The organism is Nonomuraea sp. NPDC004186 (genome assembly GCF_053603495.1).
On record NZ_JBSGFQ010000003.1, the window covers coordinates 69640 to 91160 of the forward strand.

Here is a 21521-nt window from a genome sequence, read left to right on the forward strand (position 1 = left end):
TAGCGATCGCTATGTTATGGTTTCTGTATCGATCGCTAAAGAAAGGTGGGGTGCCGGGATGAAGACCGCGCTCGTGACGGGAGCCAGCAGGGGCATCGGCCGCGCCATCGCGCTGCGCCTGGCCGGGGACGGCTTCCGCGTGGCCGTCAACTACGCCAGGGACGAGGCGGCGGCCGAGGAGGTCGTCGGCCTGATCGAGAAGGACGGCGGCAGCGCGTTCGCCGTGAAGGCCGATCTGGGCGAGGGGAGCCAGGCGCTGGCGGAGCGGCTGAAGGACGAGACGGACGTCCTCGACGTGCTGGTCAACAACGCCGGAATCGGGATGTCCCGGCCCATCGGCGAGGAGACCCCCGAGGCGTACGACCGGCTGTTCGACGTCAACGTCAAGGGGCTGTTCTTCCTCACCCAGCAGCTGCTGCCGCTGATCCCCGACGGCGGGCGGATCGTCAACATCACCTCGGGCGTGGCCCGCATCGCCTTCCCGGAGGGGATCGCGTACGCGATGACGAAGGGCGCGGTGCAGGTGTTCACGCTGGCCCTGGCCAAGGAGCTGGGCCCGCGCGGCATCACGGTCAACAACGTCGCCCCCGGCATCATCGACACCGACACCAACGCGGGCTGGCTGCGCGGCGACCCGCAGGCGCAGGCGTACGCGGCGAGCAGGCACGCCCTCAACCGGATCGGCCACGTGGACGAGATCGCGAACGCGGTGGCCTTCGTCGCCTCGCCGGAGGCGAGCTTCATCACCGGCAGCACCATCGACGCCACCGGCGGCGGAAACCTCTAGGAGCCTCGCATGCCCACGGTCACCCACAGCTCGGGCCCCGTCCACTACCTGCGGGCGGGCAGCGGGCCCGGCCTCGTCATGGTGCACGGCACCGGCGGCGACGCCGTCAGCAACTACGCCCACCTCGTGCCGGAGTTCACCGGCCTGCGCACGGTCATCACCCCTGACTACGCGGGCAGCGGCCAGACCGCCGACCCGGGCGGGGACCTCACGCTCGACCTGCTCGCCGGGCAGGTCGCGGCCACGTTCGAGGGCCCGTCCGACCTCGTCGGCTTCTCGCTGGGCGCGGCCGTGGCCGTGGCGGTCGCCGCCGAGCATCCGGAGCTGGTCAGGCGGCTGGTGCTGATCGCCGGCTGGACGCACGCGGAGGACTCCCGGCTGGAGCTGGGCCTGCGCACGTGGGCCAGGCTGGCGGCGACGGACCCGGAGAGCTTCGCCGCGTTCGGGCCGCTGGTGGCGTTCGGCCCGGAGTACGTGAGCGCGGTCGGCGCGCAGGCTCTCACCGCCGGAGAGCCGCCGCACGGCGTCCGCCGCCAGATCGAGCTGGACCTGCGCCTCGACATCAGGGACCTGCTGCCGAAGGTCACCGCGCCCACGCTGGTCGTCGGCAACACCCGGGACTACCTGATCCCGGTCGAGCACGCCCGGGCGCTGCACGCCGCCCTGCCCGGCAGCGAGTACGCCGAGCTGGACAGCGGCCACGTCGTCCTGCACGAGAAACCGGCCGAAGTGACGACCCTTGTCCGAGAGTTCATCACCCGCGTATCCGCCGATTGACCGTCCTGGTTACGCTCCAGCCTCATGCAGACCAAGAATCTCGCTCTCACCGGGGCCGCCGCGTTGTGCGCGCTGGTCCTGGTGGCACCCCCCGCGCAAGCCGGCGCCGCCTCGGTCACCGTCACCGTCATGGGCACGTCCGACCTCCACAGCAACGTCCTCAACTGGGACTACTTCAAGGACGCCGCGTACGCCGACAGCGCGGGCAACAGCGTCGGCCTGGCCAAGGTCTCCTCGCTGGTCAACCAGATCAGGGCCGAGCGCGGGGCGGACCGCACGCTGCTGTTCGACTCGGGTGACACCATCCAGGGCACCCCGCTGGCGTACTACTACGCCAAGGTCGAGCCGATCACCCAGACCGGCCAGATCCACCCGATGGCCAAGGCCATGAACGCCATCGGGTACGACGCCGTGACGCTGGGCAACCACGAGTTCAACTACGGTCTGCCGCTGCTGGCCACCTGGATCAAGCAGATGCGGGCACCGGTGCTCGGCGCGAACGCGGTCTACGACCGGACGGGGCTGCCCGCGTACAAGCCGTTCGTGATCAAGACCATGAAGGTCAACGGCGACAAGCCGGTCAAGGTCGGCGTGCTCGGGCTGACCAACCCCGGTGTGGCCATCTGGGACAAGGCGAACGTCGAGGGCAAGCTCCGCTTCACCGACCTGGTCGAGTCGGCGAAGAAGTGGGTGCCGGTCATCCGCGGGCTGGGCGCGGACGTGGTCGTGGTGACCGCGCACGCGGGCGACAGCGGCCTGTCGTCCTACGGCGGCGACCTGCCGGTCGAGAACGCCTCCGCGATGGTGGCCGAGCAGGTGCCGGGCATCGACGCGGTGCTGTTCGGGCACGCGCACAACGACGTGCCGCAGCGGTTCGTCACGAACAAGGTCACCGGTCAGCAGGTGCTGCTGACCGAGCCGGGCAGGTGGGGCCAGCGCCTGTCGAGGCTGGACTTCCAGCTCACCAAGCAGCACGGCAGGTGGGTGGTCACCGGCAAGTCCGCCGCCACGATCAACACCAACACGGTCCAGGAGGACCCGAAGATCGTCCAGCTGCTCAAGCCGCAGCACGACACGACCGTGGGCTACGTGAACAAGGTCGTGGCCAAGTCGGCGCAGGCGCTGTCGGCCGCGGAGTCGCCGTACAAGGACACGCCGATCCTGGACTACATCCAGCAGGTGCAGGTGGAGACGGTCAAGCAGGCGCTGCCGGACAACACGCTGCCGGTGCTGTCGATCGCGGCGCCGTTCAGCCGCAGCGCCGTCTTCCCCGCCGGGGACATCCGCGTCAGGGACGTGGCCGGCCTGTACGTCTACGACAACACCCTGCTGGCGGTCAAGCTGACCGGCGCGCAGATCAAGGACTACCTGGAGTACTCCGCCAAGTACTTCAACCAGCTCGCTCCCGGCGACCCGGTGGACGTGACCAAGCTGACGAACGCCGGCAACACCCCCGACTACAACTACGACCAGCTCTCCGGGGTGTCGTACGACATCGACATCTCCAAGCCGGTGGGCCAGCGGATCGCCAACCTGTCCTACGACGGCGCGCCGGTCCCGGCCGGCAAGGAGTTCGTGGTCGCGATCAACAACTACCGGCAGTCGGGCGGCGGCGGCTTCCCGCACGTCACCGGCGCGCCGGTGCTCTACAACGCGCAGGTGGAGATCCGGCAGGCGCTGATCGAGTACGCCACCGCGAAGGGCACCATCGACCCGAGCGGGTTCGCCGTCCAGAACTGGAAGCTGACCAGGGACGGGGTTCCCGTCTTCTGACCCGCCGTCACAGATAGGACGGCCCCGTGACCCGATGCCTGAACGTCCACCACACCCAGCCCTGGGCGGCCACCAGCAGCGGGATCAGGGTCAGGATCACCGGCACCAGCACGGGGCCGGAGGTGCCGGGCTCCAGCGGCAGCCGGAGCCCGGCCAAAATCCCCACCGCCGTCAGCGCGGCGGCCGTCAGCAGGTAGGTGCGGGCCTCGCCCGCCCCGCCCGACAGCAAGGCCGCCCGCTCCCGCAGCGTCCCGCGCAGCCGCAGGGCCGCGAACGCCAGCCCGTGCGTGGCGAACAGCACGGCCACCACGAGGGCGGACGCCATGCCGACCAGTACGTGGCTCAGCAGCGCCCCCCAGCTCAGCGCCAGCCCCCAGCTCCCGGCCACGATCGCGCCGTCCCAGAACGTCTGCCACCGCGGCCCCGGCATCCGCCCCCGCAGCCACAGCCCCATGTCACGCACGACCCACGAAAGGACCAGCGCCACGACGACCGTGTAGTTGCCGCTCAGCAGCTCGCCCTCCAGCTCGGGGAACAGCCCGGCCAGCACCCCCGCCGTGGCGACCAGCCACACCTCGTTCCCCAGGAAGAACGGCGCGATGGTGGCGATCACCTCGCGGCGCTCGGCCGCCGTCCGGCCCAGGTACGGCAGCACCATGCCGACCCCGATGTCGGCCCCGGCCAGCACGAGGTAGCCGAGCGCGAAGAAGGCCAAGACGAAGATCTCCATGACGGCTCCTCAGAAGCTCAGTGCGGGGGCGGCGGGGGCGCCCAGCGACTCCGCGCCGGGCCCGCGGCGGGCGTGCCTGGCCAGCAGCCAGTAGTTGATCTTGATCAGCACCGCGAACACCGTGGCGAAGGCGATGATCGAGAAGCGCATCTGGGCCGCGGTCACCGGTGACATCGCGTCGGCCGTCCTCAGCAGCCCGAACACGGCCCATGGCTGGCGCCCCAGCTCCCGGAAGATCCAGCCGGCCAGCATGGTCACGAACGGGACCGGGATCATCAGGGTCAGCAGCCAGTGCCACGGCCTGAACCCGCGTACGACGGGCCGGATGAGCATCAGCACGCAGCTCAGCGCCGCGACCGCGGTCATCACCAGCCAGAGCAGCATCATCGTGATGCCCGCCGCCTGCACGGGGCCCGCGGGCGGCAGGTAGTCGCCGGGACCGTGCGCCGCCACCATCTGGGCCTGCGCCTCGGCCAGCCGGTCCGGATCGCCCGTCCACGCCGCCGATTTGGTCGGCTGCAGGGTCTGGAACGAGATCCCGCCGAAGGTCACGGTGAAGAACAGCGCGGGCAGCGCCACACTGATCCCGATGCGCAGCGACTTGCGGAAGAAGTCCTGCTCGGCGGTGCGCCTACGCAGGTGGTAGGCGCTCACCCCGGCCATGAAGAACCCGCCGGTGATCATCGCCCCGCCCATCACGTGCCCGAACGCGATCAGCGCGGCCGGATTGCCCACCATGGCCCCGAGGTCCGCCAGTCGCAGCACGCCGCCGTCCGGCACGTGGCCGACCGGGTGCTGCAGGAAGCCGTTCGCGATCATGATCCAGAACGCCGACGCGTACGCGGTCAGCGTCACGACCCAGATCACCGCCAGGTGGGCCCACCGGTTCAGCTTGTCCCAGCCGAAGATCCACAGGCCCAGGAAGGTGGACTCGACGAAGAACGCCACCAGCGTCTCGATGGCCAGCGCCGACCCGAAGACGTTGCCCGCGTACTCCGTGAGCCCGCTCCACGACAGCCCGAGCTGGAACTCCATGACCAGCCCCGTGACGATGCCCATCGCGTAGTTGATGATGTAGAGCTGGCCCCAGAACCGCGTCATCCGCAGATGCACGGGATCGCCGCTGAAGGTGGCCCGGGTCTGGATGACGGCGACCAGCGTCGCCAGGCCGAGCGTCAGCGCCACGAACAGGAAGTGCGCGCCCGCCGTGAGCGCGAACTGCAGGCGGGCCAGGTCCACGGTGTCCATGCCCCAGAGCGTCCCGGTACGGCTTCGCCCGCCGCGTCATGCCCGGGCGGCAACCCGGCGTACATCCCGGGTCGCACGAGGGCTCCCGGGCTACGACTCAGGGAGTAGCCCAGCCCGGGATGATCATGCCGGCCTCGTACGCGATGATCACGAGCTGGGCCCGGTCGCGGACCGACAGCTTGGTCATGATGCGGCTGACGTGCGTCTTCGCCGTGGCGGGGCTGAGCACGAGCCGGGCCGCGATCTCGTCGTTCGACAGGCCGCAGGCGACCAGCGCCATGACCTCGCGCTCGCGTTCGGTGAGCGCGTTCAGCTCGGGGCCGGGCTCGGGGCGCTTGACCCGGCCGGCGAACTCGGCGATCAGCCGCCGCGTGATCGACGGCGCGATCAGCGCGTCGCCCCTGGCCACGACCCTGACGGCGTGGATCAGCTCGGCCGGCTCGGTGTCCTTGACCAGGAAGCCGCTCGCGCCGGCGCGCAGCGCGCCGTACACGTAGTCGTCCAGGTCGAACGTGGTCAGGATGATCACCTTGACGTTCTCGAGCCGGGGGTCGCCGGAGATCTGCCGGGTGGCCTCCAGGCCGTCGAGCTCCGGCATGCGGATGTCCATGAGCACCACGTCGGGGCGGTGCTCGCGGGCTCCGGCCACGGCCGCCGCGCCGTTGGCGGCCTCGGCGACGACCTCGAAGTCGTCCTCGTCGCTGAGTATGGACCGGAACCCGGCCCGTACCAGGGTCTGGTCGTCGGCGAGCAGTACGCGGATCATCGAGCCCCATTCCCGAGCGGCAGCCGGGCGACGACGCTGAAGCCGCCCTCGGGACGCGGGCCCGCCTCCAGGGTGCCGCCGAGCGCGGTGGCGCGCTCGCGCATGCCCTGCAGACCGAAGCCGCTGCCCCCGTCGTACGTGGCGCCCGGCCCGTCATCCTCCACACGGATCATGATATTTCCGGACGTGTTGTTGATGGTGAGGGTGGCCTGCTTCGCTCCGGAATGACGGGAGACGTTGGTCAGCGCCTCCCTCACGATGCGGGCGGCGGCCAGGTCCACCTCGGTCGGCACGGCGTCGAGCGGCCCCGACAGATCCGTGCGCACCTCCAGCCCCGACGCCGCGACCAGCGCGTCCACCCGGGACAGGCTGTCGGCGGGGGCGGTCGGCGCGTCCTCGTCCACCTGGCGCAGCACGCCCAGCGTGGTCCGCAGCTCGCGCAGCGTCTCCTTGCTGGTCTCCTTGATCGTCCGCAGTGCCGTCTCGGCGTCCTCCGGCCGCTTCCTGAGCCCGTGCAGCGCCGCCGCGGCCTGCACGTTGATCATGGAGACGTTGTGCCCGAGCACGTCGTGCAGCTCGCGCGCGATCCGCAGCCGCTCCTCGCTCGCCCGCCGCCTGGCCTCCTCCTCCTTGCTGTGCTCGGCTTCGAGCGCGCGCTGCTCGACGGCCTGCAGGTAGAGGCGGCGGCTGCGGGTGACGCTGCCGAACGCGACCGCCGCCACCTCCCAGCCGGCGATCATGAGGAACAGGCTGTTCTCGACGTGCCGGACGCCGCTGGTCTCGCCGAGCCCCATGCCCAGCAGCGACGCCGCCCCGATGGCGATGGCCGCGGTGAGGTGGCCCTTCTCGGCCGCCGTGTAGAGGTTGACGAACGGCAGGATGACGACGGGCCCGTCGAGCCCCGCGTACCGGTAGTAGGCGGCGACGCAGACCATCACCAGGAGCAGCGCCCCGACGGGATAGCGTTCCCGCAGCAGCAGGCCGCAGCAGGCGATGATCGGCAGCACCACGTCGAGGACGTTGGTCTGCGTCTGGCCCCTGGTCGCGTAGGTGATGGCCATGCCGACCAGCAGACCCGCGATCACCACGAGTGACACGATCATGCTGGTCGACGGCTTGCGCATGCTCCCATTCTGGGGGGTAATCGCCGGGGCGCATCTGGGTAGAGCACGTAAATGAGCACAAAGGACGACCTGCGGCAGGTCGAAGAGGACCTGGCCCGGCTGAGGGCCGAGAACCAGGACCTCCGCAACCAGAGTCGCGACATGGGCGCGACCGACCAGGTGGAGATCTCGGCGTTGATCAGCCAGGCGGACGAGCAGGAGGAGCTGATCGCTCAGCTCGAGGGCCGCCGCGACTCGCTGCTCAGGCGCCTTGAGTCGGAAGGGGGCGCCTGAGCGCGGCGCCGACCTCGTGCAGGTGGCGTAGTGCCTGCCCGTACGACTCGATCAGGCCGGTCTGGAGGTAGTCGACGCCGATCTCCGCGCAGTACCGCTCGACGATCGGCTGCGCCCTGCGCAGGTTGGGGGCCGGCATGTTGGGGAAGAGATGATGCTCGATCTGGTAGTTGAGCTGGCCGAGCGCCACGTCCGCGAACAGGCCGCCCCGTACGTTCCGCGAGGTCAGCACCTGCTTGCGGAGGAAGTCCAGCTTGTCCTCCGCGGTCAGGATTGGCATGCCCTTGTGGTTGGGCGCGAACGTGCACCCCAGGTAGATCCCGAACAATCCCTGGTGCACGATCAGGAACAGCAGTGCCTTGCCGACCGGCAAGATGGTGAAGACCAGGCCGAAGTAGAGCACGAAGTGCGTGAGGAGCATCGTCAGCTCCGACCCGCGCCGCTTGGCCTCGGGCTTGAACAGGGCCTTGACGCTGGCGATGTGAAGGTGCCAGGCCTCGAGCGTCAGCAGCGGGAAGAACCAGTAAGCCTGATATTTCGCGACAAATCGCGGTAGGCCGATGCTCCTGGCGACCTGCTCCTCCGACCAGACGATCACGGCGGGGGAGACGTCGGGGTCGTGGTCCTCGTGGTTGGGGTTGGCGTGGTGGCGGTTGTGCTTGGTGGTCCACCAGCCCCAGCCGAGCCCGATGGCGAGGTTGCCGATGATCAGGCCCGCGACGTCGCTGGGCCGCCGCGTCCTGAAGACCTGCCGGTGCCCGAGATCGTGGGCGAGGAACCCGAGCTGCGCGAAGACGACCGCCAGCGCGACGGCCACGAGAAGCTGCAGCCACGAGTCGCCGAGCCAGACGAACAGCGCCCAGCCGCCGAGGTAGACGGCGGCCATGATGGTCATCCGGATCGCGTAATAAAAGGGACGCCGGTCAAGAAGACCGGCGTCCGTGATCTGACGGGCTAGTCGGGCGAAGTCGCTGCCTCTGGTGTCGAGCCTGCCGGGACTGGCCACGGGTCTCCTTACAAGTGCGAGGTAGGTGACCCTAACCTTTGCGCATCAGGGACGGATCCGGAAGATAGGCTTTCCGGAGTGATCTATGCCGATATCCCGCTTACCCCGGAAATCCGTGCGGCCATGGCGCTGACCTGGGATGTCACGGGAAACGGCGAACGATTGCACGGTGGCGAAGAATCCGCCGCGTACCGGCTTGACGGCCATGTTATCCGCGTCGGACCGGTGGGGCGCACAGCCGCCGAGAGCGAGTGGTGTCACGCGATCGCCCGCCACGCCGCCGGCACGCTCCCCGAGGCCGTCGCACCCGTGCCGGCCCGCGACGGAGCGACGGTCGTCATGGTGGCGGGCCGCCCGATCTCCTGCTGGCCGTACGTCGAGGGCGAGTGGCCGGACTCCGACGTGCCCGCCCAGCGCGTGGCGGGCGCCCGCCTGCTGGCCAGGCTGCACGAGTCGCTGGCCACGTTCCGCCCGCCGCCGCGTCCGGTGCCCGCCTTCCAGGAGTCCGGCCTGTACGGCGACCCGCCCCGGGACGCCCTCGAACTGGACGACCCCGCCCTCGACCGCTGGCTGGCGGAGTTCCACGCCCGCCACCCGCTGCGCCACCCCCTCCACGGCGACTACTACACCGGCAACACCCTCGCCAGGGACGGCGGGATCGTGGCGGTGCTCGACTGGGACGAGACCTTCGTCGGCGCCCCGGAGGTGGAGCTGGCCGCCGCCGCGCTCGAATGGGGGGACGACGAGCTGGGGCCGAGCCGGGCGTTCGTGGAGGCGTACCACGAGGCCGGGGGCACCGCCGGAGAGCTGGACGAGGAGGCGCTGGCCCAGCTCATCAGGCACAAGCTCCGCAGGGAGTACGCCTACTTCCGGAAAGCCGTGCGCGCGGGGGTGCGGCACGACGAGGACGACCTCGAATACCACCGCGACCGCGTGGCGCTGTTCCACAAATTGCGTCCCTGAAAAGGCCCGGGAACGGGCATGGCAGCGGCTGACAGAGATCTGACAGTGCCCCCAGGCATCGTCCTCGGCATGACACACGTGCTGATCGTCGGCTCCGGGCCGACCGGACTGACCCTGGCCATCGAGCTGGCCCGCAGAGGCGTCGACCTCCGCATCGTCGAGAAGTCGCCGCAGCCGCCCGCGGGCGTGCGCGGCAAGGGCCTGCAGCCGCGCACGCTGGAGGTCTTCGACGACCTCGGCGTGGTCGACGAGATCCTCGCCACCGGCCGCGAGTACCCGAGCCTGCGCAGCTACCAGGGCGACCAGGTGGTCTGGGAGGGCCGGATGGACGAGATCCGCGAGCCGTCCGCCGACGTGCCGTACCCCAACCTGATCATGCAGCCGCAGTGGCGGACCGAGCAGATCCTGCGCGACCGGCTGGCCGAGCTGGGGCACGAGGTCGAGTTCGGGGCCGAGGTGACCGGCTTCGAGCAGGACGAGGACGGCGTGACCGTCACCCTGGGCAGCGGCGAGCAGGTCCGCTGCGCTTACCTGGTGGGCGCGGACGGCGGTCGCAGCGTCGTACGCAAGCAGCTGGGCGTCGGCTTCGTCGGCGACACGTTCGAGAGCGAGCGCATGCTGCTGGCCGACGTCAGGACCGGCGACCTGGACCGCGAGCACTGGCACGTGTGGGGCTCGCCGGCCGAGCAGAAGGTCCACTTCACGCTCTGCCCGCTGCCGAACACCGACGTCTTCCAGCTCGTCGCCCCGTACACCGGGGACGACGACCTGATCGCGCTCGTCGCCGAGCACGCGCCGCACGTGCGGATCGAGGAGATCCTGTGGCGGTCCGAGTACCGCGTCAACATCCGCATGGCCGACCGGTTCCGGGTCGGCCGGGTGTTCCTGGCCGGCGACGCGGCCCACGTGCACACTCCGGCGGGCGGCCAGGGGCTCAACACCGGCGTGCAGGACGCCTACAACCTGGGCTGGAAGCTGGCCGTCGGCACCGAGGCGCTGCTGGACACGTACGAGGACGAGCGGATGGCGGTGGCCGCGCACGTGCTGGGCCTCAGCACCCGCCTGTACCGGGAGCAGGACAACAAGCGCGGCGACGACACCAACCAGCTCGGCCTGGCCTACCTCGGCAGCCCGCTGTCCGTGGGCGAGCGCGGCGGCGAACGGCTCGGCGCGCTCTTCGCCGAGCAGCGCGGCACCGGCTTCCTGCTGCTGGCCGACACGGAGACGGCGTACCCGTTCACGGTGCTGCCGCCGCTCGACGGCCAGGAGGGCGTCATCCTCGTCCGCCCCGACGGCTACATCGGCTATCACGGGGACGAGAGCGGCCTCAGCGCGTACCTCTCCGGGTTCGGGATCGACGCGCCCCTCGCCGACGCCTCGCGGTAGCCGTGCTCGCCCAGCGCGGCCCGGCACCTGGCGGCCAGCTCGTTGACGTGAGGATCGGCGGACTCGCCGATCCCTCTCAGCGCCCGCGCGGCGCCGAGCAGCTCGGCGGACGCCTCCGGCTCCAGGTGCTCGGCCACCCCTTCCAGCACGGTCGCCCGCGCGGTCCTGTCGGAGCACGTGGCCATCAGCTCCAGGGCCCGGCGCAGCGGCTCGCGAGGCTCGCGGACCCGGGCGAGCTCGACGTTCATGTACGCCCTGAGCTGGGCTGACACTTCGACGTCGAGCGCCAGTGCCGTCTCCAGCAGCCGGGCGGCCTCCTCCGGGTGGCCGGTGCGCCTGGCCAGCTCGGCCCTGGCGTGCATGACCCTGGCCACGATCGCCTGGTCGTCGGACCGCACGGCCGACTCCCACGCCTGTCCGAGCGCGCGGGCCGCTCCGGCATGATCGCCCGCCCGCCCTTTGAGCTGGCCGACCCGGATCAGGAACGTCATCGGCCCGAGCGGCGTGTCGAGCCCGGACAGCTCGGCGGCCAGCCGCTCCGGCTCCTCCGCCAGGGTTACCGCCGTGGCGAAGTCCCCGTGGTTCTCCGCGACCAGCGACAACCAGAAGAGCCCGGCCCACTGCCCCCACCGGTCCCCGACGGCCCTGAACCCGTCGACCGCCGGCACCAGCAGGTCCTCGGCCCCGGCCACCGCCCCGTACTCGAACCGCACGATGCCGGTGGCCAGCAGCGCCGCCGACCTCGTCCACAGGTCGGGATGGTCGCGCAGCCGCCCCGACTGCCGCTCGGTGAGGCTCACCACGTCGGCGGGCGTCCCGACCCCGGCCAGCGCCCACGAGTTCAGGGCGGCGGGATGGTCGGACTCCAGCACCGCCTCGGTCGGCGCGAACCCCGCCAGCACCCGGCAGATCCCGTGCGCCAGCTCCCGCCCCGGCGGCGGCGTGTCGCCCACTCTTCGCAGCACCGACGCGGCCTGCTCGTTGATCTCGCGATGCCGGCCGCGGATGATCCACGACCAGAGCCGCGGCAGGATCACCCGGAGCGGGTCGTCGGAGTGGCGCAGCGCCGCGTCCAGGTTGCCCTGCTCGGCGTCCAGCACGGCCAGCCACTTGAGCTGTTCGCCGGTCCGCAGGTGGGGGTCGGCGGTCTCGGCCAGCTCGGTGTAGTAGCGGGCGTGGGCCTGGCGCAGCTCGGGGAGGTCGGCGGCGGCGTACTGCCTGATGGTCTCCAGCATGGTGTAGCGGTCGCCGGAGACCGCGATGAGCGACTTGTCCACCAGCGAGGAGAGCAGATCGAGGTCGCCGCCGCAGACCTGGGAGATCGCCTCGTACGTGGCGCCGCCCGAGAACACCGTCAGGCCCCTGAGCAGCTCGCGTTCGCGGTCGGAGAGCAGGTTCCAGCTCCAGTCGATGACCGCGCGCATGGTGCGGTGGCGCGGCTCCGCCGTACGGCCGCCGCGGAAGGCCAGCCGGTCGCCGAGTTGCCGCACCAGGACGGACAGCGGCATCGTACGCAGGCGCGCGGCGGCCAGCTCGATGGCCAGCGGGATGCCGTCCAGCTCGCGGCAGATCCGCGCTGCCTCTTCCGGCTCTACCCGCAGGTCGGGCCGGGCGGCGGCGGCCCGCTCCGCGAACAGCTCGGCCGCCTTCCCCTCGGGCAGCGGCAGCACGTGGTGCAGGGTCTCGCCGGGGATGTCGAGCGGCTCCCTGCTGGTGGCGAGGATCCGCAGGCCCGCCACCTCGGACAGCAGCGTACGGGCCGTCGTGGCGGCCTCCTCGATCACGTGCTCGCAGTTGTCCAGCACGATCAGCGGCGCGGTGCCGCGCAGGGCCCTGACCGGGTCGGTCGTCCTGAGCGCGCCCTCCAGGGCGGCCCGTACGCCGGTGGCGGTGGCGAGCTCGACCAGCCAAACGCCGTCCGGCACGTGCAGGCCCGCGGCCACCTCCACGGCCAGCCGCGTCTTCCCCGCGCCGCCCGGCCCGACGAGCGTGACCAGCCTGGCCCTGCCGAGCCGGTCCTTCAGCCGGGACATGTCCTCGGAGCGGCCCACGAAACTCGTGAGGCGGGCGGGCAGGTTGCTCTTCGGCTCGGCGTCCCGCAGCGCCTCCAGGTGGGCTTCCCGCAGCTCGGGCCCCGGGTCCACGCCCAGCTCCTCGGCCAGGGCCGCCTTGATCCGCTCGAAGAGCGCGAGCGCTTCTGCGCGTCGGCCCTGGGTGGTGAGGGCGCGCATGAGCAGGGCGTGGAACGGCTCCCGTAAGGGATGCGCGGCAACCAACCCCTCCAACTCCGCCACCAGCCCAGCCCCCCGTTCGGGGTGGTCGGGGTGGTCGGCGGTTGTGGCGCCCTGGGCAGCGGCCGGATCGGTGGTGATCGTCGCGCTCAGGTCGGCGGCGATCCTCGTGGCCAGGGCGGTCAGGCGCAGCTCCTCCAGGCGGGCCGCCGGGGCCGTGGCGAAGGGCAGATCGGCCGCGTCGGCCAGCGCCGGACCCCGCCACAACGCCAGTGCCCGGCGCACGTCACCGGCCCGTACGAGCCGCTCGAACGCCCACGCGTCCACCTCACCCGGCGGAACATCCAGCACGTATCCGGCGGGATGGGACGAGATCACGCCCGGCGCCTCCCTGCGCGCCCTGGACACCAGCGACTGCAGCGCCGCCATCGGATGCGCCGGCGCCTCACCCGGCCACAGGTCGTCGATCAGCCTGTCCGTGGTCACGACGCGTCCGGGGTCGAGCGCCAGCCGCACCAACAGCGCCCGCACCCGGGCACCGCCGACCGCGCCCCCCGCCACCTGAAGCGGCCCCAGAATCCCGACCCGCATCCACCCTCCCCGCCCGGACCCCAGCGTACGCACCCCACACCCTCCCACCGCAGCCCCATCCCCCTCCGCACTTCGGCCGGGGCCCTTGGGGAGGAGGTTGGGTGGCCCGGCTATCGCGCCCGCGCCCCGCGCCCCGCGCTTGGGGGTTTGGGCTTCGGGGTGGGACGGGCGATCAGGGCGTGAGGTGGGAGTCGAGGAGGTCGGCGGGGAGGTGGGGGACGGTGGCTTCGGTGAACTCGGGGAGTCCCACCACCAGCCCGTCCTCCCCGACCCCCAGCCCCGCCTTGGCCGGGTGCTTGCGGATGTGCCGGGGCTCGAAGTTGTAGAAGCTGCCCGTCCCGTAGTCGATCCGTACGCTCTCCAGCGACGGCCGCGCGCTGGCCAGGCACGCCCCCATCGGCAGGCCCAGGTCGGTCGGGGAGGTCAGGGTGTGGAGGTTGCCGGCCACGACCAGCGCGGGTTCGGCGTGGGCCGCCAGCACCCGTTGCGCCATCAAGGCGTCGCGCTGCGACCAGTCGCCCGTGTTCGTCCACCCGTCGAACAAGGTGACCCGCAGCCCCGGCACGGCTCGCAGCACCGCGAGGTGGCCGGCGGTGATGGCGCCGCTGCCGAGCCACCAGAGCGGGTGGTCCAGCCCGGTCCCGTCGGTGAGGTAGCGGTCGAGCTGCGGCTTCAGCTCCTCGGGCCATTCCAGGGCCAGGCCGGTCAGGCCGAGCAGCCGCATGAGCCCGAGGATGACGAGCGGGTTCTCCCTGACCCCGTGCACCTCGCCGAGGAGCAGCAGCCCGCACGCGTCGAGCGACCGTCTGGCCCGGTCGAGCGCCGCCGCCTCGACGGGCAGCTCGTACGCGTCCGGATCGAACTCCGCGACCGCCAGCAGGAGGCCGTCCATCGTGTCGACGCCTGGCATGCCTCCACACTCTTCGCCCGGCCCCTCCCGCGCAACAGGCCGGGTCAGGAGAACACCTTGGCCTTCAGCGCAGGGAAGCGCTGGACCACCCGGAGGAAGACCTTGAACCCCGTCCGGCTCACCCTGCCGCCGCCGACGAACTGCTCGGCCGCGCGCATCGAGTCGCGGACGGCGGCGAAGCCGTACTCGCGCATCCGGGCCTCGTACCCCGCGATGGCCTCAACAGGATCGCCCCCGCTGGTGAGGGCGGCGCAGAGCAGGCGCGCGTCGCGCAGCGCGGTGTTCGCGCCGATGCCGCGCATCGGCGTCATGCTGTGGATGGCGTCGCCGAGCAGGGTGATGTTCGTGGCGGGCCAGGGGTCGATGGGGATCGAGGTACGGATCGGCAGCAGCGTGATCGTGTCGGGGTCGGACCGGCCGACCACCGTGCGCAGGTCGGGGTGCCAGGATTCGATCTTCCGGGCCACGGTTGCCTGGAGCTGCTCGCCCGACATTTCGGAAATGTTGGTGGGGAAGGCGGCGCCGGGCGCGCCGAACGCCCACAGGATGTAGCTGCTGGAGTTGTCCATCAGCGCGCCCTCCTGCTCCGTCACCCCGAACTCGCCGTACGCCACCCCGTCGCCCAGGTCGTGCGGCGCGGTGAAGAACCCCATGCCGCTGGGCGGGATGACGCTGTTCGGACCGTCGAGCAGCCGCGGCGCCACGAGCTTCCTGGTCTCGGCGGTGATCGGGAACTTGCCCGCCACCGTCGTGATCCCCGTGTCCACCCGCTCGGCGTGCGGCAGGTACTGCTTACGCACCCGCGAGTTCCCGCCGTCGGCGGCGACCACGATGTCCGCGGTCGCGCTCGTGCCGTCCGCGAAGAACAGCTCGACCCGCCCGTCGGGGAGCCGCTCGTACCTCTCGTACGTCTTCCCGAACCGTACGACGTCGTCGAGCCCCGACAGCAGCACCTGCCTGAGCGTGATGCGGCTGGCCGAGTGGTGGTCGTCGGCCGGGTCGGCCGCCGTGGGCGCCTCGATCAGCGCGAGCCGACTCAACCGCTCGGTGATGAAGCCGAAGTCCTGCCCGCCGTGCCGCCCGGTCGTGTCGAGGAACGCCTGCCACAGATGCGCGGGCAGGCAGTCGTGCAGGGCGCGGGCGCCGTTCGGGTCGATGTGCACGCGGTAGCCCTGCAGCCGGTCGGCCGGGGTCCTGTCCCGCTCGTAGACGGTCACGTCGAGCCCTGCCTTGCGCAGTCCCTGGGCCAGGCAGAGCCCGCCGATGCCGCCACCGATGATCGCGATGTTCCGTGTCATGGCTCGACTATCATCCATTCGGATGATTCTGTCAACCATCCGGATGGATGATAGAGTGCGGGCCATGAGACGAGCGCCCGAAGAGAAGCAGCGCGACCCCGAGCGCACGAAGGCCCGCATCCTGCAGGCGGCGCTGGAGGAGTTCGCGGCGAAAGGGTTTGCGGGGGCGCGTGTCAGCGAGATCGCCACCAGGGCCGGGGTGAACAAGCAGCTGATCTCGTACTATTTCGGTGGCAAGGAGGGCCTCTATGAGGCCCTGACCGCGCGCTGGCAGGCCGAGGAGAGCGGGTTCGCCGACCGGTCGGCCTCGCTCGGCTCGCTCGCCGCCGAATACGTGCGGGCCAACGCCGCCCGCCGCGACTACGGCCGGCTGATGCTCTGGCGGAGCCTCACCGACGACGGGCCGCCCGATCCTTCCTTCGTCGAGGACGTACGCCGGGATCTGGAGCTCCTGCGCGAGCGCCAGCGGGACGGGGAGATCCCCGCGGACCTCGACCCGGCGGCGGTGCTGGTGGCGCTGTTCTCGATGGCGGCGGCCGGCATCGCGTTCCCGCAGCTCGTCCAGGCGGTGTGGGGGCGGGATCCGGCGTCGCCGGAGTTCGCCGAGCACTATGCGCGGGAGGTCGAGAAGCTCGTGGGCCACCTGCGGGGTTCGTGACGGTCCGGGGTCCGGGCGGTGGTTTCCTTGTACTCATGCCTGATCTCGTGGTGGACGGCAGCGGCAAGCTCTGCGTGCAACTGCTCATCGAACTGCGCGGTCACGTGCGCCAGGCCGGTCCCGGAGCGGTGATCCATCTCATCGCCACCGATCCCGCCGCGCCCGTCGACCTGCCTGCCTGGTGTCATCTGACCGGGCACACGTACCTGGGGCCGGTGCCGGGGGCGGAGCCGCCGACGTACGCGCTGCGCGTGGCCGGGGCCGCCAAGGAGACCGAGGACGCCAAGCCCTGGCACGTGGCTTAAGCGGTTAATTCCCTTACCGAATGGGGTGGCCTAGAGTATGAGGGTTATCCGGTTCAGAGAGGGAGTCCGTGAAGCGACCCACGATCGCCGACATCGCCGGCCGGGCGGGAGTGTCCAAAGTGGCGGTCTCCTACGCGCTCAACGGGCAACCGGGCGTATCGGACGCGACGCGGGCCAGGATCGTCGCCATCGCCGAGGAGATCGGCTGGCGGCCCAACAGCGCGGCGCGAGCGCTCAACGGCGCCAGGGCCAACTGCGTGGGCCTCGCGCTCTGCCGTCCCGCCCGCATCCTGGGCGTGGAGCCGTTCTTCATGGAGCTGATCAGCGGCATCGAGGGCGTGCTCGCAGACCGCTCGTACGCGCTGCTGCTCCAGGTCGTCACGAGCCATGAGCGGGAGAGCGAGGTCTACCGGCGCTGGTGGGGCGAGAGCCGCATCGACGGTGTGTTCCTGGTCGACCTGCACTATTCGGACTCCAGAGTGGTCGAGCTGGAGCGGTTGGGGATGCCGGTCGTCGTCATCGGACATCCCACCGAGTCGGGCTCGCTGTCGGCGGTCTGGTCGGACGACGGCGAGGCCGTGCGCGAGACCGTCGGCTACCTGGTGGCGCTGGGCCACCGCCGGGTCGCGCGGGTGGCGGGGCTGCCGGAGCTGGTCCATACGACCGTCCGCGACCAGGCGTTCGAGCAGGCGTGCGAGGGCGTGGCCGAGCACGTGACCGTGCACACCGACTACACCGGCGAGGAGGGCGCCAGGGCCACCCGGCGGCTGCTCAGCTCGCCCAACCGGCCCACGGCGATCATCTACGACAACGACATCATGGCCGTGGCGGGCATGTCCGTGGCCCAGGAGATGCGGGTCGAGGTGCCGCGCGACCTGTCCATCGTGGCCTGGGACGACTCGCCACTGTCCCAGGTCGTCCGGCCGCCGCTGACCGCGCTCACCCGCGACATCCCCGCGTACGGGGCGCACGCCGCCCAGCGGCTGCTCGCGCTGATCGCGGGCGAGACCGTGCCCCCGTACGAGGACCAGGCGGCCGTGCTCACGCCGCGCGGCAGCACCGGTCCCGCTCACTCCGTGTAGCGGCGGCCTCGGCGCGTGCCGCGGGCGGGGCGGGCGGCTGGCAGACCGCCGTGTCCCGACCCGCGGCACGTGCCGTCCCCTCCTCCGCGGCACAGCCCGGAGCCGCCATGAACTCCCCCCGGCTCCAACCCTGACGGAGTACGCGGAAGAGCGCCTGAGTACCCCTATACCTGAACGAGATGAGACCGTGACCAGGCGTAGTGACCATGATCGGGGCTTAACGGCTGGTCAGGTGGGTAGGCGGGCGATATGACCCGCTGAGGGGGTAACAATGGTCGAGCCGGGCCCATGGATCGAGGGGTACGTACGTGCCTGGAACTCCAACGATCCCGACGACATCGCCGCGTTGTTCACCGAGGACGCCGTCTACTACACCGAGCCGTACAGCTCTCCGTGGCAGGGGCGGGACGAGATCGTCTCGCAGTGGCTCGGGCGGCAGGACAAGCCTGGTGAGACCGAGTTCGGGTGGCATCCGGTGAACGTGGCCGACGACGTCAGTGTTATCCAGGGGGTCACGACATATCCCGACAAAACGTACAGTAATCTATGGGTGATCAGGTTTGTGCCCGATGGCCGGTGCCGTGAATTCACCGAATGGTGGATGCGGCATGATGCCAAATGATGCAATGGGCCGAGCCGTCTTCATCCGAGGAGATCCGTTGAGAGACAACCTCGACCTCGCCGCGAGCGCCCAGGAACTGGCAGACGCCGCCCCGACGGGATCGATCGACCACGCCGCAGCGTCGTCCGTGGCCATCACGCTCGCCACCACTCGCGACATCACCGATGCCAGGAAGACGCTGGACGGGGTCTCCCCGGAAGAGGTCCGGGAGGCGGCCCTGGCCCTCTTCGAACAACTGTCGACCGGCGGCTGACGCCTGGAACCCGGGCTCGGGCGCCGCATCCGCCGCGCCCGAGCTTTCGCATGCCCTGGGACCGGTGGGAGCCGAGCGCGCCAGAGGTCAGGTGGTGAGGCGGGTCCGGATGGCGTGGCGGGCTCGGGAGGGGGCCGCCGGGTCGTGGTGGAGCTGGAGGGCGTGGTTCAGGGCCATGACCGCGCCGAGCAGCTCGAACGCGAGCTGATCCGGATCCGTCCCCGCGGGCAGCTCGCCCGCGTCCACCGCGCGCCCGGCCTCCTTGCGCAGCCGTCCGCGCCAGACGTCGAACCTGGCCTCCACCGCGTCCCGCACCGGCCCCGGCCGGCCGTCGAACTCGTGGGCCGCGGCCACGAAGAAGCACCCGCCGGGGAAGACCCCGCGCTCCAGGTAAGAGATCCACGCCTCGCACAGCACCCGCAGGCGGGTCAGCCCGGGTGCGGCGGGCCGGGCGGGCTCCCAGACCTCGGCGCGGAAGATCTCCCCGGCCCGGTCGAGGACGGCGAGCTGCAGCGCCTCCTTGGAGCCGAAGTGCCCGAGCACTCCTGACTTGCTCATGCCCAGCTCACCGGCGAGGCGGCCGATGGTCAGCCCTTCGAGCCCCTCCGCGGAGGCGATGGCGACCGAGCGCTCCAGGATGGCCGCACGCGTGCCGAGGGCCTCGGCGACGGATCTGCGGGGACTCATGCCGGCAGTTTAGCGTCCGAACGTTCGCTTGCTATAGTCCGGCCTCATGACGGGATCACGACTTGTCGCCACAGGCCACTATCAACCAGCAAAAATCCTGACAAATGATGAGCTGGCGGCCATGGTGGACACCAACGACGAGTGGATAACCAAGCGCGTCGGCATCCGTACGCGGCACGTGGCCGAACCCGACGAGACCGTGACCGACCTGGCCCAGCACGCCGCCGCGAAGGCCCTGACGGCGAGCGGCCTGGACGCCGCCGACATCGACCTCCTGCTGATCGCCACCTGCACCCAGACCGAGCGCGCCCCGAACATCGCCTCCCGCGTCGCCGCCCGGCTCGGCGTGCCCAGCGCGGGGCTGATGGACGTCGGCGTGTCGTGCTCCGGCTTCACCCACGCCCTTGCCGTCGCCGACCACGCCATCCGCGCCGGCGCGGCCACGAACGCCCTGGTCGTGGGGGCGGACAAGATGACGGCCGTCACCGACTGGACCGACCGGACCACATGCGTGCTGACCGGCGACGGCGCGGGAGCGGCCGTGATCAGCGCGGCCCCGGAGGCCGAGATCGGCCCCGTGGTGTGGGGCTCCGCGCCGGAGCTGGGCACCGCCGTACGCATCGAGGGGACCCCGACCCGCTTCTCCCAGGACGGCCAGACCGTCTACCGCTGGGCCACCACCCAGCTCCCCGACATCGCCAGGAAGGCGTGCGAGCGCGGCGGCGTACGGCCGGAGGACCTGGCGGCGGTGGTCTTCCACCAGGCGAACCTGCGCATCATCGAGCCCGTCGCGGCCAAGCTCGGCGCGGTCAACGCGATCGTGGCGCGCGACGTGGTCGAGTCGGGCAACACCTCGGCCGCGAGCGTGCCGCTGGCGCTGTCCAAGCTGCTGGAGCGGGGTGAGGTCCGGAGCGGGGCGCCGATGCTGCTGTTCGGGTTCGGAGGGAACCTGTCGTACGCGGGCATGATCGTCCGCTGTCCCTGACGGGCCCGCCTCGGAAGCTCCCCCTGACGGGCCCGCCTCAGGAGACGCCCGGCGGGGAGGTGGAGTCGCGGATCACGAGCTGGCAGGGCATCTTGTGCACCCCGGGCGTCGCCTTCCCGTCGATGGCGGCGAACAGGTGCTGGGCCGCGGTGCGCCCCAGCTGCTCCAGGTTCATGTCCACGGTGGTCAGGGCGGGCCGGGTCTCCGTGGACAGCACCTCCCAGTTGTCGTAGCCGACCACCGCGATGTCCTCCGGCACCCGCCGCCCGCGTTCCCTGGCCGTCTCCACGAAACCGGCCGCGATCTGGTCGCTGCCGCAGAACACCGCGTCGACCTCCGGCTCGGCCATCAGCAGCATCTCGGCCGCGTGCCGCCCCCACCGCTGCGACCACGGGCCCGACAGCGTCTGCCCCGCCTGCGGCAGCCCCGCCTGCGCGAGCGCCTGGCGCAGGCCCTCCTCGCGGTCGCGGGACGCCTTGTAGTGCGTGGGCCCCGTGATGTGCGCGATCCTGCGCCGGCCCATCGCCAGCAGGTGGTTCACGGCCATGGCGGCCGCGCCGACGTCGTCCGGCACGAAGGACACGTCCGACGGGTCGTCCGAGGGGCCGTAGGCGTACACGACCGGCACCGGCAGGTCCTTGCTCACCGACGGCCGCGGGCTCGTGCTCTCGCCCACCACGATCAGCCCGTCCACCCGGCGCGACAGCAGCGCCCGTACGTGGTGCTGCTCCCTGATCGCGTCGCCGCGCGCGTCGCAGAGCAGCACGGCCATCTCGCCGGCCCCGAACGCGTCCTCCGCCCCGAGGAGCACCGGAATGCCGAACCGGCCGACGCTGTCGGAGGTCAGCAGGCCGACCGTGCGCGTCTGTCCTGAGATCAGCCCCCTGGCCAGGGCGTTCGGCTGGAAGGAGAGCTCCGCCGCGGCGGCGAGCACCCGCTCGCGCGTCGCGGCCCGCACGTCCTGGCGCCCGTTGAGTGCTTTGGACGCCGTGGCGATCGAGACCCCCGCCAGCGAGGCCACATCGGAGATGGTCGCCCGCTTACTCGCCATGTTTCGAAACCCTTT

Annotated in this window: 22 protein-coding genes; 12 read left to right on the plus strand and 10 right to left on the minus strand. The window is 71.2% G+C overall.

Annotated elements, in window-relative coordinates:
- Nucleotides 1-58: 58 nt before the first annotated feature.
- Genes ACWEPL_RS03365 through ACWEPL_RS03375 form a run of 3 tightly spaced genes read left to right on the plus strand, consistent with a single transcriptional unit; the run spans nt 59 to nt 3337 of the window.
- Entirely contained in the window at nt 59-787 is a 729-nt protein-coding gene (locus tag ACWEPL_RS03365; protein WP_363970242.1) for an SDR family NAD(P)-dependent oxidoreductase, read from the plus strand.
- Between the two features lie 9 nt (nt 788-796).
- On the plus strand, nt 797-1564 hold the full coding sequence (locus ACWEPL_RS03370) for an alpha/beta fold hydrolase (RefSeq protein ID WP_452434982.1): 768 nt from the start codon (nt 797-799) through the stop codon (nt 1562-1564).
- 24 nt (nt 1565-1588) lie between these two features.
- Nucleotides 1589-3337: a bifunctional metallophosphatase/5'-nucleotidase gene (locus tag ACWEPL_RS03375; RefSeq protein ID WP_452434983.1), complete on the plus strand. Its 1749-nt coding sequence runs from the start codon at nt 1589-1591 to the stop codon at nt 3335-3337.
- Nucleotides 3338-3344: 7 nt separating this feature from the next.
- Here ACWEPL_RS03375 and ACWEPL_RS03380 read toward each other — a convergent pair whose 3' ends face one another.
- From ACWEPL_RS03380 to ACWEPL_RS03395, 4 genes are all read right to left on the minus strand, one after another.
- On the minus strand, nt 3345-4067 hold the full coding sequence (locus ACWEPL_RS03380; protein ID WP_452434984.1) for a cytochrome d ubiquinol oxidase subunit II: 723 nt from the start codon (nt 4065-4067) through the stop codon (nt 3345-3347).
- 9 nt (nt 4068-4076) lie between these two features.
- The gene (locus tag ACWEPL_RS03385) at nt 4077-5315 is read right to left on the minus strand and encodes a cytochrome ubiquinol oxidase subunit I (RefSeq protein ID WP_452434986.1); all 1239 of its coding nucleotides are present in this window, start codon (nt 5313-5315) and stop codon (nt 4077-4079) included.
- A 97-nt stretch (nt 5316-5412) separates the two neighbouring features.
- Nucleotides 5413-6081: a response regulator transcription factor gene (locus tag ACWEPL_RS03390; RefSeq protein WP_363970252.1), complete on the minus strand. Its 669-nt coding sequence runs from the start codon at nt 6079-6081 to the stop codon at nt 5413-5415.
- Nucleotides 6078-7205 (minus strand): sensor histidine kinase, encoded by a 1128-nt coding sequence (locus ACWEPL_RS03395; RefSeq protein WP_452434988.1) that lies wholly within the window; start codon nt 7203-7205, stop codon nt 6078-6080. Before ACWEPL_RS03395 ends, ACWEPL_RS03390 begins: the two co-directional genes overlap by 4 nt.
- 51 nt (nt 7206-7256) lie before the next feature.
- Between ACWEPL_RS03395 and ACWEPL_RS03400 the strand changes: the two genes are divergently transcribed.
- On the plus strand, nt 7257-7478 hold the full coding sequence (locus ACWEPL_RS03400) for a hypothetical protein (RefSeq protein ID WP_350738358.1): 222 nt from the start codon (nt 7257-7259) through the stop codon (nt 7476-7478).
- Here ACWEPL_RS03400 and ACWEPL_RS03405 read toward each other — a convergent pair.
- Nucleotides 7447-8373 carry a fatty acid desaturase family protein gene (locus ACWEPL_RS03405; protein WP_363970256.1) on the minus strand — a complete coding sequence of 309 codons (927 nt, stop codon included), beginning with the start codon at nt 8371-8373 and terminating at the stop codon, nt 7447-7449. The two genes, ACWEPL_RS03400 and ACWEPL_RS03405, sit on opposite strands and share 32 nt — an antisense overlap.
- 234 nt (nt 8374-8607) lie before the next feature.
- Here ACWEPL_RS03405 and ACWEPL_RS03410 point away from each other — a divergent pair, with 234 nt between their 5' ends.
- The gene (locus tag ACWEPL_RS03410) at nt 8608-9447 is read left to right on the plus strand and encodes a phosphotransferase enzyme family protein (protein WP_452435158.1); all 840 of its coding nucleotides are present in this window, start codon (nt 8608-8610) and stop codon (nt 9445-9447) included.
- A 69-nt stretch (nt 9448-9516) separates the two neighbouring features.
- Nucleotides 9517-10833 (plus strand): FAD-dependent monooxygenase, encoded by a 1317-nt coding sequence (locus ACWEPL_RS03415; protein ID WP_452434989.1) that lies wholly within the window; start codon nt 9517-9519, stop codon nt 10831-10833.
- Here the strand turns inward: ACWEPL_RS03415 and ACWEPL_RS03420 are convergent.
- The 3 genes from ACWEPL_RS03420 to ACWEPL_RS03430 all read right to left on the minus strand — a co-directional run bounded on the left by ACWEPL_RS03420 (nt 10755) and on the right by ACWEPL_RS03430 (nt 15863).
- Nucleotides 10755-13655, minus strand: coding sequence for a BTAD domain-containing putative transcriptional regulator (locus tag ACWEPL_RS03420; protein WP_452434991.1), 2901 nt, complete (start codon nt 13653-13655; stop codon nt 10755-10757). The genes ACWEPL_RS03415 and ACWEPL_RS03420 overlap by 79 nt on opposite strands.
- Before the next feature lie 172 nt (nt 13656-13827).
- Nucleotides 13828-14565: a hypothetical protein gene (locus tag ACWEPL_RS03425; RefSeq protein ID WP_363970261.1), complete on the minus strand. Its 738-nt coding sequence runs from the start codon at nt 14563-14565 to the stop codon at nt 13828-13830.
- A gap of 44 nt (nt 14566-14609) precedes the next feature.
- Nucleotides 14610-15863, minus strand: coding sequence for an FAD-dependent oxidoreductase (locus ACWEPL_RS03430; protein WP_452434993.1), 1254 nt, complete (start codon nt 15861-15863; stop codon nt 14610-14612).
- A 64-nt stretch (nt 15864-15927) separates the two neighbouring features.
- On the opposite strand from ACWEPL_RS03430, the gene ACWEPL_RS03435 reads away from it, so the two are divergent.
- The 5 genes from ACWEPL_RS03435 (at nt 15928) to ACWEPL_RS03455 (ending at nt 18783) form a co-directional block, all read left to right on the plus strand.
- Nucleotides 15928-16521 (plus strand): TetR family transcriptional regulator, encoded by a 594-nt coding sequence (locus tag ACWEPL_RS03435; RefSeq protein WP_363970265.1) that lies wholly within the window; start codon nt 15928-15930, stop codon nt 16519-16521.
- 35 nt (nt 16522-16556) lie between these two features.
- Nucleotides 16557-16826, plus strand: a complete 270-nt coding sequence (locus ACWEPL_RS03440; RefSeq protein ID WP_319707263.1) for a sulfurtransferase TusA family protein — start codon at nt 16557-16559, stop codon at nt 16824-16826.
- A gap of 68 nt (nt 16827-16894) precedes the next feature.
- Nucleotides 16895-17908, plus strand: coding sequence for a LacI family DNA-binding transcriptional regulator (locus tag ACWEPL_RS03445; RefSeq protein ID WP_363970267.1), 1014 nt, complete (start codon nt 16895-16897; stop codon nt 17906-17908).
- Nucleotides 17909-18179: 271 nt separating this feature from the next.
- Nucleotides 18180-18530, plus strand: coding sequence for a nuclear transport factor 2 family protein (locus ACWEPL_RS03450; protein WP_363970269.1), 351 nt, complete (start codon nt 18180-18182; stop codon nt 18528-18530).
- Between the two features lie 37 nt (nt 18531-18567).
- A complete protein-coding gene (locus ACWEPL_RS03455) occupies nt 18568-18783 on the plus strand; it encodes a hypothetical protein (RefSeq protein WP_364263835.1) in 216 nt (71 codons plus the stop codon).
- Between the two features lie 87 nt (nt 18784-18870).
- Here the strand turns inward: ACWEPL_RS03455 and ACWEPL_RS03460 are convergent, their stop codons facing one another.
- Nucleotides 18871-19470 (minus strand): TetR/AcrR family transcriptional regulator, encoded by a 600-nt coding sequence (locus ACWEPL_RS03460; protein ID WP_452434996.1) that lies wholly within the window; start codon nt 19468-19470, stop codon nt 18871-18873.
- A 46-nt stretch (nt 19471-19516) separates the two neighbouring features.
- Here ACWEPL_RS03460 and ACWEPL_RS03465 point away from each other — a divergent pair, with 46 nt between their 5' ends.
- Nucleotides 19517-20455 (plus strand): beta-ketoacyl-ACP synthase III, encoded by a 939-nt coding sequence (locus tag ACWEPL_RS03465; protein WP_363970275.1) that lies wholly within the window; start codon nt 19517-19519, stop codon nt 20453-20455.
- Nucleotides 20456-20492: 37 nt separating this feature from the next.
- On the opposite strand, the gene ACWEPL_RS03470 is transcribed toward ACWEPL_RS03465, so the two are convergent.
- The gene (locus ACWEPL_RS03470) at nt 20493-21506 is read right to left on the minus strand and encodes a LacI family DNA-binding transcriptional regulator (RefSeq protein ID WP_350738322.1); all 1014 of its coding nucleotides are present in this window, start codon (nt 21504-21506) and stop codon (nt 20493-20495) included.
- Nucleotides 21507-21521 lie beyond the last annotated feature (15 nt).